Origin of the sequence: Phytopseudomonas punonensis, assembly GCF_900142655.1 — a bacterium.
GTDB lineage: Bacteria > Pseudomonadota > Gammaproteobacteria > Pseudomonadales > Pseudomonadaceae > Aquipseudomonas > Aquipseudomonas punonensis.
Map to the genome: position 1 here is coordinate 1,361,301 of NZ_FRBQ01000001.1, position 15,822 is coordinate 1,377,122.

13 protein-coding genes are annotated in these 15,822 nt (G+C 59.8%); 4 read left to right on the forward strand and 9 right to left on the reverse strand.

Annotated elements, in window-relative coordinates; all coding sequences use genetic code 11:
- The first annotated feature begins 1 nt into the window (after position 1).
- Positions 2-2,110 carry a pilus assembly protein TadG-related protein gene (locus BUC40_RS06125; protein WP_083593343.1) on the forward strand — a complete coding sequence of 703 codons (2,109 nt, stop codon included), beginning with the start codon at positions 2-4 and terminating at the stop codon, positions 2,108-2,110.
- An 8-nt stretch (positions 2,111-2,118) separates the two neighbouring features.
- Positions 2,119-2,667, forward strand: coding sequence for a TadE family protein (locus BUC40_RS06130; protein ID WP_073263598.1), 549 nt, complete (start codon positions 2,119-2,121; stop codon positions 2,665-2,667).
- Between the two features lie 12 nt (positions 2,668-2,679).
- On the opposite strand, the gene BUC40_RS06135 is transcribed toward BUC40_RS06130, so the two are convergent.
- Positions 2,680-4,572 carry a PhoX family protein gene (locus BUC40_RS06135; RefSeq protein ID WP_073263600.1) on the reverse strand — a complete coding sequence of 631 codons (1,893 nt, stop codon included), beginning with the start codon at positions 4,570-4,572 and terminating at the stop codon, positions 2,680-2,682.
- 731 nt (positions 4,573-5,303) lie between these two features.
- Here BUC40_RS06135 and BUC40_RS06140 point away from each other — a divergent pair.
- Positions 5,304-5,513 (forward strand): ParD-like family protein, encoded by a 210-nt coding sequence (locus BUC40_RS06140; protein WP_073263602.1) that lies wholly within the window; start codon positions 5,304-5,306, stop codon positions 5,511-5,513.
- Complete coding sequence (gene map, locus BUC40_RS06145) at positions 5,510-6,277, forward strand: type I methionyl aminopeptidase (RefSeq protein ID WP_073263604.1); 768 nt, start codon at positions 5,510-5,512, stop codon at positions 6,275-6,277. Before BUC40_RS06140 ends, map begins: the two co-directional genes overlap by 4 nt.
- A 209-nt stretch (positions 6,278-6,486) precedes the next feature.
- On the opposite strand, the gene yczE is transcribed toward map, so the two are convergent.
- The 8 genes from yczE to atpA all read right to left on the reverse strand — a co-directional run bounded on the left by yczE (position 6,487) and on the right by atpA (position 15,805).
- The gene (gene yczE / locus BUC40_RS06150) at positions 6,487-7,134 is read right to left on the reverse strand and encodes a membrane protein YczE (protein ID WP_073263606.1); all 648 of its coding nucleotides are present in this window, start codon (positions 7,132-7,134) and stop codon (positions 6,487-6,489) included.
- Positions 7,134-8,972, reverse strand: a complete 1,839-nt coding sequence (gene glmS, locus BUC40_RS06155; protein ID WP_073263608.1) for a glutamine--fructose-6-phosphate transaminase (isomerizing) — start codon at positions 8,970-8,972, stop codon at positions 7,134-7,136. Before glmS ends, yczE begins: the two co-directional genes overlap by 1 nt.
- 10 nt (positions 8,973-8,982) lie before the next feature.
- Positions 8,983-9,756 carry a DeoR/GlpR family DNA-binding transcription regulator gene (locus BUC40_RS06160; protein ID WP_073263610.1) on the reverse strand — a complete coding sequence of 258 codons (774 nt, stop codon included), beginning with the start codon at positions 9,754-9,756 and terminating at the stop codon, positions 8,983-8,985.
- A 137-nt stretch (positions 9,757-9,893) separates the two neighbouring features.
- Positions 9,894-11,258, reverse strand: coding sequence for a bifunctional UDP-N-acetylglucosamine diphosphorylase/glucosamine-1-phosphate N-acetyltransferase GlmU (gene glmU, locus BUC40_RS06165; protein WP_073263612.1), 1,365 nt, complete (start codon positions 11,256-11,258; stop codon positions 9,894-9,896).
- A 198-nt stretch (positions 11,259-11,456) separates the two neighbouring features.
- Positions 11,457-11,885 (reverse strand): F0F1 ATP synthase subunit epsilon, encoded by a 429-nt coding sequence (locus BUC40_RS06170; RefSeq protein WP_073263613.1) that lies wholly within the window; start codon positions 11,883-11,885, stop codon positions 11,457-11,459.
- Between the two features lie 42 nt (positions 11,886-11,927).
- Positions 11,928-13,304, reverse strand: a complete 1,377-nt coding sequence (atpD, locus tag BUC40_RS06175) for a F0F1 ATP synthase subunit beta (RefSeq protein ID WP_073263617.1) — start codon at positions 13,302-13,304, stop codon at positions 11,928-11,930.
- Positions 13,305-13,349: 45 nt separating this feature from the next.
- Positions 13,350-14,210 carry a F0F1 ATP synthase subunit gamma gene (gene atpG / locus BUC40_RS06180; RefSeq protein ID WP_073263619.1) on the reverse strand — a complete coding sequence of 287 codons (861 nt, stop codon included), beginning with the start codon at positions 14,208-14,210 and terminating at the stop codon, positions 13,350-13,352.
- A gap of 50 nt (positions 14,211-14,260) precedes the next feature.
- Positions 14,261-15,805, reverse strand: a complete 1,545-nt coding sequence (gene atpA, locus BUC40_RS06185) for a F0F1 ATP synthase subunit alpha (RefSeq protein WP_073263622.1) — start codon at positions 15,803-15,805, stop codon at positions 14,261-14,263.
- Positions 15,806-15,822 lie beyond the last annotated feature (17 nt).

Here is a 15,822-nt window from a genome sequence, read left to right on the forward strand (position 1 = left end):
CATGAGACGCACACGACTCAACCCAAGCCGCCAACGGGGCGCGTTCAGCATGCTCAGCGCCGCAACCCTGGTCATGGCCATCCTGTTTCTGGCCCTGGTGATCGACAGCGGCCGCCTGTACTTCGAACAGCGCAACCTGCAGAAGCTGGCGGACACCGCGGCCCTGGAATCCATATCGCGGCTCGCCTCCGGAAATTGCTCGCTGGATACCGCCCTTGCTCAAGTCTATGCCGTTGAAAATGCTGCGTCCTATGGCTTCGTAGAAGGCGCCGGGCGCGCGCTGAGTTCGTCCTGCGTGAGCGTTTCCATCGTCGACGGTCTGCGCGTTCCGGTCGCAGACGCAGCCAGTGGCAGGGCAATCCGCGTGATTACCAGCAGCCAGGTGCCTGCCAGCATCGTGGTGCGCACCGGCGGCCTGTTCGGGCTAACGGGAGACGACTCTGTACGCCTGCAAGCCATCGCGGTAGCCGAGAAAGACAGCGACCCGCTGACCGTATTCAGCGTGGGTGCGCAGTTGCTGGACCTCAATGCCAATGGGCTGTTGCCCAAGTTACTCACAGCCGCTGGCGTAAATGTCAGCGGGCTGACGGTGCTCGATTCACAAGGGCTGGCGAACGCCCAGATCACCCCCGCCGGGTTGCTGCAGGCGTTGGGCGTGGATATCGGCATCAATCAGTTGAAAGCGCTTAGCCCACAAGGGTTGGCAGATGTCGTCGATACACGTCTTGGCCTCATCGGTATCGGTGAGTTGGTCGCCGCCTCCGCCACGGCGGTCAGCCATGATCGATCACTCGCCACTGACATCACGGCGCTCAGTGAACGACTGCTGGGCAGCGATCTGCGCAACGCCAAAATCAATCTATTCGGCACAGACGATCAGCCTGGGTTACTGAACCTGAGCTCAGGTGCTGACCAACCGCTGGGATCGGCGCTGGATGCCAAGCTCAACCTTCGCGACGTGTTATCCACAGGCTTGATGACGGCGGTTCAGGGGCGTGGATTACTGGTAGAAGAAGCGTCCCTGTTCAACGGCAGCGCAAAGAAAAGCGGCGCACTGTCGATCAGAATGGGCGTCGTCGAGCCGCCCTCCTTTGGCATCGGCCCTGTCGGCACAACAGCCTACAACGCGCAGATCCGCCTGCAGGTGGATGTGGACAGCAGCAACCTGCCGGTGCTCGGGTCGCTGCTGCAGTTTCTCGGCACTTCACTGAAACTGCCACTGATCATCGACCTGGCCGATGCCAAGGGCGAGCTCACCGATATCGACTGCTCGGGTGCGCAGCCGCGGGCCACCATCGATGTAGAGTCGCGTATCGGCAACCTGTGCCTGGGCAGCATGCCAACAAATACCTTGTGGTCTACCACCGCTAGCTGCACGGAGGCTAGCCTCGAGAACTCCACGATACTGAGGGTTGCCAACTTCGATCTGATCACGGGCAAAGCGGCCGTGCCGCTAATGAGCACCGGCAACGCACCGATTCGCGATGTAGTGACCTTGGCCGAAGAGGAATCCACAGAAACTGGCCGCAATGACGTGGCGCTGGGCGGAGCGCTCGACACCCTGCTCACCAAAGTACTCGACCTTATGGCGGCCGGCGTCCCGCGCTCGGGGCCTGGGGGCAGCGCGGGATTTTCTGCGGCCCAGGCCGGGCAGATCGCAGATCGCTATATCACCGAAAACGGCTATGACAGAGACAAGATCAAGGCCGCGCTTGTGCACGACAAGCTGGACTGGAAGAGACCAGGGCTTGCAGGCGTTCTCACCACCACAATGCCGGAAGAGTGGTACTCCAAAACACCTGTACTCACTTGCCCTGTGAACAAAACCAACTGTCGCTCCGCGTTGATCAACTCCCTGCAAAGTCCGGCGCAGAACGGCCTGCTGGGTAGCGTGGTAGATGGCGTTTCTCAGCTGCTGGGGGTCATTGGCGCCACCGCGCAGCCGCTGTTGGTCAACATCCTTGGTCCAGTCGTTTCACTGCTCGAACCATTACTCGACGAGGTCGGAAAATCGGTCAGTAACCTGCTCACCAACCTCGGCCTGGATCTCGGCAAAAGCGAAATCAAGGTACACAGCATCAGCTGCGGCATCCCGCAGTTGATCCGCTGAGGTGAGCGATGAAACGTCTAGGGAAAAACAACCAGCAGGGCGCCGTGGCCATCGAGTTCGCCATGCTGTTCGCGGTGTTCTTCGTGGTGGTGTACGGGATCATCGCTTACAGCATCCCCATGCTGCTGATGCTGACCTTCAAGCAAGTCAGCGCCGATGCGGCACGGGCCACACTGCAGGTCGACCCCGGCAATGCCGCCTATACCCAACTGCTCAGCCGAGAAATCACCGCCGCGGTGGATCGCAGCTGGCTACCAGCAAGTTGGCGTAGCGGCGGCTGCCCGCCGCCCGAGCAGGACGCTGCCGGTCTGAACTGGAGCCCGCTGCCAGGCCATAACGGCCAGCCCTCCTACGGCAATATCGCCCTCGATAGCCGTGACCCAGCAGCACCGCGTTATGTGCTGCACGTGTGCCTGCAACGCCGTTACAACCATGACGGCAGCAGTGAGCAACGGGCTATCCTGCCCACCTTGCGGCTGCTGGGGATAACCATTCCCAGCCTGCCCGAGGAAAACGGTGAGGTGGTCATCCGCGGTGCCACCACCGTCACCCTCTGAGCAGACCCGGTATCAGGCGCCGATCACGCCACCATCGTCACGGCTGATCACCATTACCGAAGAACGCGGATGTACGCCCGGTTTATGGTCGGGGAAGCTCGAACCACCGTCTTCGCCCGGGTGCTGGATGCCCACGAACATGGTTTTGTAGTCCGGAGAGAAGGCCAGTCCCGTCACCTCGCAGCCGACCGGGCCGACCATGAAGCGCCGGATCTCGCCGGTATGCGGATCAGCGCAGAGCATCTGGTTGTTGCCCATGCCCGCGTAATCGCCCTTGTTGCTGTACTTGCCGTCGGTCTGGATCCACAGCCGACCGCCGCCATCGAAGCCGACACCGTCCGGGCTGTTGAACATGTTGTCGGCATTGATCGCGTGGCTGCCTGCCTGCGCTGTGCCGGCATGCACCGCCGGGTTGCCAGCGAACACGAACAGATCCCATTCAAAATCTTCGGCGGCGGCATCGTCGCCGTGTTCACGCCAGCGCAGGATTTGCCCATACAGGTTGTTAGCCCGCGGGTTCGGGCCGCCGACTGGCTGGCCTTCCTCACCGCGTTTGCTGTTGTTGGTGAGGGTGCAGTAGACCTGGCCATCCTTGGGGCTGACGGTGATCCACTCGGGGCGGTCCATCCGTGTAGCGCCGACGCGGGTGCCGGCCTGCCGCGCGCGAATCACTACATCGGCCTGGTTGGCGAAACCATTCTCGGCAGTCAGGCCGTGCTTGCCCGCCGTCAGTTCGATCCAGAGACCACGGCCTTTCGGGTGATCGGCATCGCCGTTACCTTCGTCAAAACGCGCCACATAGAGCGTGCCATGGTCGAGGATATGCCGGTTGGCCTTGGCGTTATCGCGATCCAGACGGTCGCGGGTGATGAATTTGTAGATGAACTCACCGCGCTCGTCATCGCCCATGTACACCACCACGCGACCATCGCGGGTAGTGGTCAACGCCGCGTTCTCGTGCTTGAAGCGGCCGAGCGCCGTACGCTTGATCGGCTTGGCTTGTGGGTCGAATGGATCAATCTCGACGATCCAGCCATGACGGTTCAGCTCGTTGGGATTCTTGGCGATATCGAAGCGCGGATCGAAGCGATGCCATTCGTTCTCGGCGCTGGCATGCAGCACGCTGAAGCGCTTCTGATCGGGCGTGAACTGCAGGTTGGCATCGCTGCTACCAAAACAGTCGCTGAAGTTTTCCTCACAGGTGAGGTAGGTTCCCCAGGGCGTCTGACCGCTCGAACAGTTCTGGAAGGTGCCGAGTACCTCGACGCCAGCCGGGTCCGCCTTCGTCTTGAGCAGGTCATGGCCACGCGCCGGGCCGCTGACCTCGATGGGCAAGTTGCCGTGCACCCGGCGGTTGTACGGCGAGCCTTGTACGAAAGCCCAGCCGGCATCGCCACGTCGCACTTCGATCACCGTAACCCCTTCGGCATTCTGCGCCTTGCGCACATCCTCGGCGGATTTCGGCAGGCCGCCGTGGGCCAGCAGATAACGGTAATTCACGTACTCGTTGTTGATGGCCATCAGCGCACGGTCCGGGTCGCCCGGCCACGGGAAGAAACTCATGCCATCGGTGTTGTCACCAAACTGCTGCAATTGCTCGGCGGCGCTGTTGCTGCCGTCGCCCTTGAACTGCGGGCCATCTTTCTGCAGCGGCTGGCCCCAGCTGATCAGCGTGCGGAACGAGTAGCCAGGCGGCAGGGTAATGGTGTCTGCGGTAGAGGCCGCGAGGTTGGCAAAACCCAATAACGGGCTGGCTACGGTTGCGCTGATCGATTCCGCCAGCACGCTGCGGCTCAGCACTCCGCCACCGAGAAACAGCGCAGCGCCGGTCAGCGCACCTGCGCCGATGAAACGACGACGGGAAAGGGTCAAACGTTCGAGGTCAGTCAATTGATCATCATGCATCACGGCGCTCCTGCTTTGTTCTGATGCGCAGGCACGCTAGGTGAATAACATGACGGTTGGATGACGCAGGTGTGATCCACAGGCTGTGGCTAATCAGGCTCACTGTTCACAATTATCGTGGCCGAATCTGTGGATAAACTGGGAGTAGCGTGCTTCAGCCCTAGTGGCCCGGCCACCTTAAGGTTCTGTACAATATTTGATCAGTAATTTGGCTTATACACAGACACCTTGAACAAGCCTCTTAGTCTTTTGTGGATAAAATACTAAAGCCCTTAAAATACTTGGCCTACAGCCTGTCCGTATATTTTTTGACCACCCCGCCGGCCTCCTCACGCTAAAAGGTATTTAGCGTGCTAACAGAGGATTGGGTTAGGCGAGTGACGATCCGCGGGCCCCATGGGTTAACGCCGAAAACCCGATAAACAGCCATATACACAATTACAGTGATCGAACCTGTGGATAAGCTGGTCGCACATCTCTCAGGCCTTAGTTATCCGGTACCTTCAGCGCATTGCTCAGACTTTGATCAGCCACAGGAGCTTATTCACAACTATCCTGAGTAACAAGCTGAAAGACCTGTGGATATAGTTCTACAGCTATTGAAATCATTAGCTTGTAGCCGAGCAGTATATTTTTTGACCACCTGCGTCAGGCCGATAATCTGAAAGCGCCACCGCTCACTTTAAATACACTATATGCTTCATATACGAAACGTATAGAGATAAATCACCATGGGTATCGTCAACATCGAAGATGAGCTACACGACCAGATTCGCAAAGCGAGCGGCGTGTCGCACCGTTCCATCAATGCCCAGGCCGGGTTCTGGATCCGCATCGGCATGCTTTGCGAAATGAACCCAACGCTAACGTTCAATGAAGTGATCATCTCTGAGCTGCGCGCTGCTGGCGTTACAACTCCAGCACAGGCCAAAACCGCATGATCAAGAAGCCGGAAGAAATTGCCCTAATGGCCGAGTCCGGCAGGCTGCTGGCCTTGGTATTCACCCATCTGGATGGACTGGAGCTGCTGGGCATGTCGACCATGCAGGTAAACGAGATTGTGGATAACTTTATCGTCCACAACCTCAAGGCGCGGCCTGCCAGCAAAGGTCAATACGGCTATGCCTACGCCCTGAATGCCTCACGTAACCACGTGGTCTGCCACGGCGTACCCAGCTCCAGCGAAATTCTGCAAAGCGGCGATCTGGTAAATTTCGATATCACCCTGGAGAAAAACGGCTACATCGCCGACTCCAGCAAGACCTACTTGATCGGTGACGTGACCCCGGAAGCCACGCAGCTCGCCAAGGTCACCTACGAAGCCCTGTGGAAAGGTATCAGAGCCGTACGCCCAGGCGGCCGCCTGGGTGATATCGGCCACGCCATCGAGAAGCACGCCCGCGCACACGGCTATTCAGTGGTTCGCGAATACTGCGGCCACGGCATCGGCAAGCAAATGCACGAGGCGCCGGAAATACTGCACTGGGGTAAAGCCAATACCGGCCTGACGCTACGAGAAGGCATGACCTTCACCATCGAGCCGATGATCAATCAGGGCAAACCCGGCACCAAGACCCTGCGCGACGGCTGGACGGTGGTGACCCTCGACGGCCAGTTGTCTGCGCAGTTCGAACACACCGTTGCGGTCACGGCTGATGGCGTGCAGGTGCTGACCTTGCGACCGGATGAAACGCCGCTGCACTGATAAGCATCAAGCGTTCCTGACGCCGAAAGGCGGAAGCGGCCGTTCTCGATCTCGTGGGAGGGGCTTCAGCCCCGAGCTCTTTAACCTAGTCAGGCACAATCGAGGCTAAAGCCTCTCCCACAAAAACTCTGCTCACCGACCGCTTCTGCCTTGTAGCAGCCTCTTTAATGTCGCCTAAAAAGATCGTGAACAGGCTTTTAGCTCGCAGGCTAGTTATCCAACCTCACCAGCACCCACGGCAGCATCAGCTGGGTCAGCGGGCCGATACCGAAGGCGAACAGCAGAGTGCCGATACCCAGCACCTTGTAGCCAGCGAGCAGGGTGCCGACCAGCAGCACGCTCAGCTCGATGGCGGTGCGCATGGAGCGCAGCGAATAACCGGTCACCCGGTGCAAGCCGGTCATCAAACCATCACGCGGCCCACGGCCCAGCTGGGCGCCGATATACAGCGCTGAGCCAAAACCGCAAAGCAGTACACCACCCAGGGTTAGCAGCAAACGCCATATGAAACCTTCCGGTGCTACCAGCAGCTGCAAGGTAAGGTCTGCCACCAGGCCGATCACAACGGCGTTGGCAATGGTGCCGAGGCCGGGGATTTCCCTTAGCGGAATCCACAGCAGCAGCACCAGAAAGGACACACCAACGACAATCCAGCCAAAGCTCAACGGCAACAACTTGGCCAGGCCGACATGCAGCGCATCCCAGGGCGATAGCCCCAGGTTGCCGCGAATCATCATCGCCATGGAAATGCCGAAGAAAGCCAGGCCGACGAACAGCTGCAGCAGACGTTGCGGCAGGTTGCCGGCACGCAATTGAGCCAGTGGCCCGAGTTGGACCAACGCAGGCTTGTCGCGCATTACTCCACCGTAACCGACTTGGCCAAGTTGCGTGGTTGGTCTACGTCAGTGCCGCGCAGCACGGCGACGTGGTACGACAGCAACTGCAGCGGCAGCGTGTAGAGAATCGGTGCCAGGGCGTCGTGAATATGCGGCATGTTCACCACGTGGGTGCCTTCGCCATTGCTCATGCCCGCCTGCTCGTCCGCGAACACCAGCAGCTCGCCGCCTCGGGCACGAACTACCTGCAGGTTGGACTTGAGCTTGTCGAGCAGCTCGTTGTTCGGCGCGATGGTAACCACCGGCATGTCCGCATCCACCAGGGCCAGCGGGCCGTGTTTCAGCTCACCAGCTGGGTACGCTTCGGCGTGAATGTAGGAGATCTCTTTGAGTTTGAGAGCACCTTCCATCGCCACCGGGTACTGAGCGCCGCGACCGAGGAACAGGGTGTGATGCTTCTCGGCGAACAGCTCGGAGACTTTCTCGACGATCTTGTCCATGGCCAGGGCTTCGTCCAGGCGGGCCGGCAGGCGGCGCAGCTCCTCGACGAGTTCGGCAGCCACGCCGGCTTCCAGGGTGCCTTTGATCTGGCCGATAGCCAGGGTCAGCAGCATCAGGCCGACCAGTTGCGTGGTGAAGGCCTTGGTGGAGGCGACGCCGATCTCAGGACCAGCGTGGGTCAGCAGGGTCAGGTCGGATTCGCGCACCAGCGAGCTGATGCCGACATTGCAGATAGCCAGGCTGGCCAGGTAGCCGCCGTCGGCCTTGGCATTGCGCAGCGCGGCCAGGGTGTCGGCGGTTTCACCGGACTGAGAAATGCTCACGAACAGGGTGTCCGGCTGCACTGCCACGCGGCGATAACGGAACTCGCTGGCCACTTCGACCTGGCAGGGAATGCCCGCCAGACCTTCGAGCCAGTAACGGGCGACCATACCTGCGTGGTAGCTGGTACCGCAGGCGACGATCTGCACGTTGCGCACCTTGGCAAATAGCTCGGCGGCTTGCGGGCCGAAAGCCTGCACCAGCACATGGTCAGTGCCCAGGCGGCCTTCCAGCGTGCGCTGCACGACGGTGGGCTGCTCGTGAATTTCCTTGAGCATGAAGTGGCGGAACGCGCCCTTGTCGGCAGCATCAGCGCCTTCGTGGTACTGCACCACTTCTCGTTGCACCACATTGCCGTCTGTGTCCCAGACTTGCACGCTGTCACGCTGGATCTCGGCGATATCGCCTTCTTCCAGGTACATGAAACGGTCGGTGACCTGGCGCAGAGCAAGCTGATCGGAGGCGAGGAAGTTCTCACCAAGACCGAGGCCTACCACCAGCGGGCTGCCACTGCGCGCGGCAAGCAAGCGATCAGGGCGAGCGGCGCTGATCACGGCCAGGCCGTAAGCACCCTGGAGCTGCTTGACCACCTCCTTCAGCGCGTTCGCGAGGTCGCTATGGGTTTTCAGCGTGTAATCGAGCAGGTGCACGATCACTTCGGTATCGGTATCGGAACTGAAGGTATAACCCAGGCCCTGCAGACGCTCACGCAGTGGGCCGTGGTTTTCGATGATGCCGTTGTGCACCACGGCCAGCTGATCACCGGAGAAGTGTGGGTGAGCGTTGTTCTCGGTCGGTACACCATGGGTGGCCCAGCGGGTGTGGGCGATACCCAGTCGGCCTGGCAACGGCTCGGTATTCAGCGCGCTTTCCAGCTCGCTGACCTTGCCTACGCGGCGGCGACGCTGCAGCGTGCCCATATCATCGACCAGCGCCACGCCGGCGCTGTCGTAACCGCGGTACTCGAGGCGCTTGAGACCCTCGACCAGCACAGCAGTGATGTTGCGTTCGGCAATGGCGCCTACGATGCCACACATAGCGTTCTCCTCAGGTAGCGTCAGCTACCGCGCAGATCAACTGGATCCCGCGGGCTAAAAGTTGTTCACGCGCCTCATCAGTCAGGCGCTCGTCAGTAATAAGAGTGTGCACGCTGCTCCACGGCAGCTCGAGGTTGGGGATGCGGCGGCCAATCTTGTCGCTCTCGACCATCACAATCACTTCACGGGCCACCTCGGCCATCACCCGTGACAGGCCCAGCAATTCATTGAACGTGGTGGTACCGCGCTGCAAATCGATGCCGTCAGCACCGATGAACAGCTGGTCGAAATCATAGGAGCGCAGCACCTGCTCGGCGACTTGGCCTTGGAATGAGTCTGAATGTGGGTCCCAGGTGCCGCCGGTCATCAGCAGCACCGGCTCGTGCTCGATGTCGCGCAGGGCGTTGGCCACGTTCAGCGAGTTGGTCATCACCACCAGGCCGGGCTTGTGGCCCAACTCCGGAATCATCGCCGCCGTGGTGGTGCCGCTGTCGATGATGATCCGCGCATGCTCGCGAATCCGCGCCACTCCGGCACGGGCGATGGCCTGCTTGTAGCGGGAAATCGGCTGACTGCTCTCGACGATCAGCTCCTGGGGCAACGGCACGGCGCCGCCATAGCGGCGTAGCAGCAGGCCATTGGTCTCCAGGGCGGCGAGGTCTTTGCGGATGGTCACTTCAGAGGTGGCGAAGCGCTTGGCCAACGCATCCACGCTCACCTCGCCCTGCTCGGCGAGCAAGGCAAGAATGGTGTGACGACGTTGCGGAGTGTTGCGTTTCGACATGCCTAAGTTTCGATTCGAAAGATAATAGCTCGAATCAAAACCTAATGAAGCTTCGCTGTCAAGAAACTCGTGTGCTGTGGATAACAGAAGTCTTCTCGAACTGCAGCCAGAAGATCAAGTTATCCACAGAAAGAAGACTACTTCTGCTTTTTGGTCGGACGCTGCCAGCCTTCGATATTGCGCTGGCGACCGCGGGCCACGGCAAGGTTGTTGTCCGGCACATTCGAGGTGATCACCGAACCTGCTGCGGTGGTAACGCCATCGCCCAGCGTGACGGGCGCCACCAGTGCGCTGTTGGAGCCGATAAACACGTCTTCACCCATGACGGTACGGTGCTTGTTGGCGCCGTCGTAATTACAGGTGATGGTGCCGGCGCCGATATTGGTCCGCGCGCCTATCTCGGCGTCGCCCAGGTATGTGAGATGACCGGCCTTGGCGCCCTCGCCCAGCACGGCGTTCTTTAGCTCCACGAAGTTACCCACATGGGCTTTAGCGCCGAGCACGCTGCCAGGACGCAGGCGGGCGAACGGGCCGCAATCGGCGCCCTCACCCACTTCGGCACCTTCCAGATGGCTGTTGGCTTTGACGATGGCTCCCTTGCGCAGGGTGCTGTCCTTGATCACGCAGTTCGGGCCGATCTGTACATCGTCTTCGATGACCACGCGGCCTTCGAGAATCACGTTTATGTCGATGGTCACGTCGCGGCCCACGGTCACGTCACCACGCACATCGAAGCGGTGTGGGTCGCGCAGTGTCACACCTTGAGCCATCAGGCGGCGGGCAACGAGTTGCTGGTAATGACATTCCAGCTGCGACAGCTGGATACGGTCGTTGGCACCCAGCACTTCCATCTCGTCCGCGGCACGCTCGGTGGCAACCACCAGGCCGTCGGCCACAGCCATGGCGATCACGTCGGTCAGGTAGTACTCGCCCTGAGCATTGCTGTTCGACAGCCGCCCCAGCCAGTCGGCCAAACGCTTGCCAGGCACGGCGAGAATGCCCGTGTTGCCTTCGCGGATCTGACGCTGCGCTTCGCTGGCATCCTTATGTTCGACGATAGCCTGCACCACGCTCCTATCGTCACGAACGATGCGGCCGTAGCCAGTCGGGTCGGCAAGCTCGACGGTGAGCAGGCCCAGCTGGTTATCACCCACCAGCTCCAGCAAGCGCTGCAGCGTGGCGGTCTCGATCAGCGGCACGTCACCGTAGAGGATCAACACGGTATCGGCACTGAGCTGCGGCAGCGCCTGCGCAACGGCATGGCCAGTACCAAGCTGCTCGGCCTGGATAACGAAATTCAGATCATCAGCGGCCAGTCGCTCGCGTACTTTCTCGGCGCCATGGCCGATCACCACCTGAATGCTCTGCGGCTGCAGGCTGCGAGCGGTGTCGACGACGTGACCGAGCATGGGCTTGTCGGCCACCGGGTGCAGGACCTTGGGCAGAGCGGAGCGCATGCGGGTGCCTTGGCCGGCGGCGAGAATGACGATATCGAGGGACATGGGCAGATCCAGATCAACGAGAGCGGAAAGAAAGGGATTCACAGCAATCCGTTGCGTGAGTGTCGATCAGTGAAGAGTCCATCGTGGCTGAAGCCGCTCCCACGTGATCGGGTTATCCACAACGTCGGTTAAATCGCGGGCAAGAAAAAGGGTAGCCAAGGCTACCCTTTTTCCAAGCAACGATGAAGAGCGTCGGTATCAGCTACCGCCGAACTTCTTGCGCAGTTGCTGGACGGTGCGCAGCTGGGCTGCGGCCTCGGCCAGACGAGCAGCGGCGGAACCGTAGTCGAACTCGGAACCTTGCTCACTCAGCGCTTTCTCAGCAGCCTTGACGGCTTCCTGAGCGGAGGCTTCATCCAGGTCAGCAGCGCGCTGCACGGTGTCGGCAAGAACCTTGACCATGCTTGGCTGCACTTCCAGGAAGCCACCAGAGATGTAGTACACCTCAGTATCGCCACCCTGCTTGACCAGACGAATCGGGCCCGGCTTGAGGTCGGTGATCAGCGGCGCGTGGCCCGGAGTGATACCAAGATCACCCAGGTTGCCGTGCGCAATGACCATCTCGACCAGACCGGAGAAGATCTCGCCTTCTGCGCTGACGATGTCGCAATGGACTGTCATAGCCATATCTAGCCTCACGTAAGCGCCCGTTGCCGGGCGCACGGGTGATTACAGTTTCTTCGCTTTCTCGATGGCTTCTTCGATGCCACCAACCATGTAGAACGCCTGCTCCGGCAGGTGATCGTACTCACCTTTGAGGATGCCGCTGAAACCAGCGATGGTGTCCTTCAGGGAGACATACTTACCAGGCGAACCGGTGAACACTTCAGCAACGAAGAACGGCTGGGACAGGAAGCGCTGAATCTTACGAGCACGGGATACCAGCTGCTTGTCTTCTTCCGACAGTTCGTCCATGCCGAGGATCGCGATGATGTCCTTCAGCTCTTTGTAGCGCTGCAGCACGTACTGAACGCCGCGAGCGGTGTCGTAGTGCTCCTGGCCGATCACGTTCGGGTCCAGCTGGCGCGAAGTCGAGTCGAGTGGATCGACCGCTGGGTAGATACCCAGGGAAGCGATGTCACGGGACAGTACGACGGTTGCGTCCAAGTGGGCGAAGGTGGTCGCCGGGCTCGGGTCAGTCAGGTCGTCCGCAGGTACGTATACGGCCTGGATCGAGGTGATCGAACCGGTCTTGGTCGAAGTGATGCGCTCTTGCAGAACACCCATCTCTTCAGCCAGGGTCGGCTGGTAACCTACTGCCGACGGCATACGGCCGAGCAGTGCGGATACTTCGGTACCGGCCAGGGTGTAGCGGTAGATGTTGTCCACGAAGAACAGCACGTCACGGCCTTCGTCACGGAACTTCTCGGCCATGGTCAGGCCGGTCAGTGCTACGCGCAGACGGTTGCCTGGTGGCTCGTTCATCTGACCGTAGACCAGGGCTACCTTGTCGAGAACGTTGGAGTCCTTCATCTCGTGGTAGAAGTCGTTACCCTCACGAGTACGCTCACCCACACCGGCGAACACGGAATAACCGCTGTGCTCGATGGCGATGTTACGGATCAGCTCCATCATGTTTACGGTCTTGCCGACACCGGCACCACCGAACAGACCGACCTTACCACCCTTGGCGAACGGGCAGACCAGGTCGATAACCTTGATGCCGGTTTCCAACAGCTCGTTGGAGCCAGCTTGTTCGGCGTAGGTCGGCGCAGGACGGTGAATGCCCCAGCGCTCTTCTTCGCCAATCGGGCCAGCTTCATCGATCGGGTTGCCCAGTACGTCCATGATACGGCCCAGGGTTTTCACCCCGACCGGAACCTGGATGCCTGCGCCAGTGCTGTCGACGTCCAGGCCACGTTTCAGGCCTTCGGTCGAACCCATCGCAATGGTACGTACCACGCCGTCGCCCAGCTGCTGCTGAACTTCCAGAGTGGTTTCGGCGCCGACTACTTTCAGCGCTTCATAAACACTCGGCACCTTGTCACGCGGGAATTCCACGTCGATGACGGCGCCGATGATTTGAACGATACGTCCGCTACTCATCTTTGATTCCTCTGACTTGTTCAACCGTTCTAGACAGTTGAACCGTTAAACCGCGGCAGCGCCGCCGACGATTTCCGAAATTTCCTGGGTGATCGCTGCCTGACGTGCCTTGTTGTAAACCAACTGCAGGTCTTTGATGATGTCGCCAGCGTTGTCGGTGGCGTTCTTCATCGCGATCATCCGCGCGGCCTGTTCGGCTGCGTTGTTCTCGACCACTGCCTGGTACACCTGCGACTCCACGTAACGCACCATCAGCCCGTCAAGCAGCTGCTTGGCGTCGGGTTCGTACAAGTAGTCCCAGTGGTGCTTCAGCTCCTGATCCGAGTCGGCCACCAGTGGAATCAACTGCTCCACGGTCGGCTTCTGGGTCATGGTATTGATGAACTTGTTGGAAACCACGGACAAACGGTCGATGCGCCCTTCCAGGTAAGCATCGAGCATCACCTTGACGCTGCCGATCAGATCATTGATCGACGGCTCTTCGCCCAGATGACTGATCGCAGCGACCACGTTGCCACCAAAGTTGCGGAAGAATGCCGCCCCTTTGCTACCAACCACGCAGAGATCGATCTCCACGCCGCGCTCGCGATTTGCCGACATGTCCTTGACCAGGGCCTTGAACAGGTTGGTATTCAAGCCACCGCACAGACCACGGTCCGAACTCACCACCACGTAACCAACGCGCTTTACTTCGCGTTCGATCATGAAGGGATGACGGTATTCCGGGTTGGCGTTGGCCAGATGACCAATTACCTGGCGGATACGCTCCGCGTAGGGACGGCTAGCAGCCATGCGCATTTGTGCCTTGCGCATTTTGCTGACCGCCACTTTTTCCATGGCGCTGGTGATCTTTTGCGTGCTTTTGATGCTCGCAATCTTGCTGCGAATCTCTTTTGCGCCTGCCATTTCACACCTATCGGGTTAGCAGGCGGGCGTCTTTCGACGCCCGCTGCGGCTTACCAGGTTTGGGTGGCTTTGAACTTCTCGATACCGGCTTTCAGCTGGCCATCGATGTCGTCATTGAAGTCACCCTTCTCGTTGATCTTCGCCATCAGAGCGGCGTGATCACGGTTGAAGAAGGCGATCAGAGCCTGCTCGAAGCTGATGATCTTGGCGACTTCGATGTCGGTCAGGAAACCACGCTCGGCGGCATACAGCGACAGCGCCATGTCCGCGATGGACATTGGAGCGTATTGCTTCTGCTTCATCAGCTCGGTAACGCGCTGACCATGCTCAAGCTGCTTGCGGGTCGCTTCGTCCAGGTCAGAAGCGAACTGGGCGAATGCCGCCAGTTCACGGTACTGAGCCAGAGCGGTACGGATACCACCGGAGAGCTTCTTGATGATCTTGGTCTGTGCAGCACCACCAACGCGGGATACCGAGATACCGGCGTTGACGGCCGGACGGATACCCGAGTTGAACATGGCCGATTCCAGGAAGATCTGACCGTCGGTGATCGAAATCACGTTGGTCGGAACGAACGCGGAAACGTCGCCAGCCTGGGTTTCGATGATCGGCAGAGCGGTCAACGAACCGGTCTTGCCAGTCACGGCGCCATTGGTGAACTTCTCGACGTACTCTTCGGAAACGCGCGATGCACGCTCCAGCAGACGGCTGTGGAGATAGAACACGTCGCCTGGGTAGGCTTCACGGCCTGGCGGACGGCGCAGCAGCAGGGAAATCTGGCGGTAAGCCACTGCTTGCTTGGACAGGTCGTCGTACACAATCAGCGCGTCTTCACCGCGGTCGCGGAAGAATTCGCCCATGGTGCAACCAGCGTAAGGAGCCAGGAACTGCAGGGCAGCCGACTCGGAAGCCGAAGCGGCAACCACGATGGTGTTGGCCAGAGCACCGGACTCTTCGAGTTTGCGTACCACGTTGGCGATGGTCGATTGCTTCTGACCAACAGCTACGTAGACGCAGAAGATACCGCTGTTCTTCTGGTTGATGATGGCGTCGACGGCCAGAGCAGTCTTACCGATCTGACGGTCACCGATGATCAGCTCGCGCTGGCCACGGCCTACCGGGATCATGGCATCGACCGACTTGTAGCCAGTCTGCACAGGCTGGTCGACCGACTTACGCCAGATCACGCCCGGTGCAACTTTTTCGACTGCGTCGGTGGCTTGAGCATTGATCGGGCCTTTGCCATCGATCGGGTTGCCCAGTGCGTCGACTACGCGGCCCAGCAGTTCCGGACCAACCGGAACTTCCAGGATGCGGCCAGTGCACTTGGCGCTCATGCCTTCGGCCAGGGTGGTGTACGCACCCAGAATTACCGCACCGACGGAGTCTTGCTCCAAGTTCAGTGCCATACCGTAGACACTGCCCGGGAACTCGATCATTTCGCCGTACATGACGTCGGCGAGACCGTGAATACGCACGATACCGTCAGACACGCTGACGACAGTGCCTTCGTTACGGGCTTGGGAAGAGACGTCGAGTTTCTCGATACGTCCCTTGATGATTTCACTAATTTCGGAAGGATTGAGTTGCTGCATAGCTCTGCTGCCCCTTC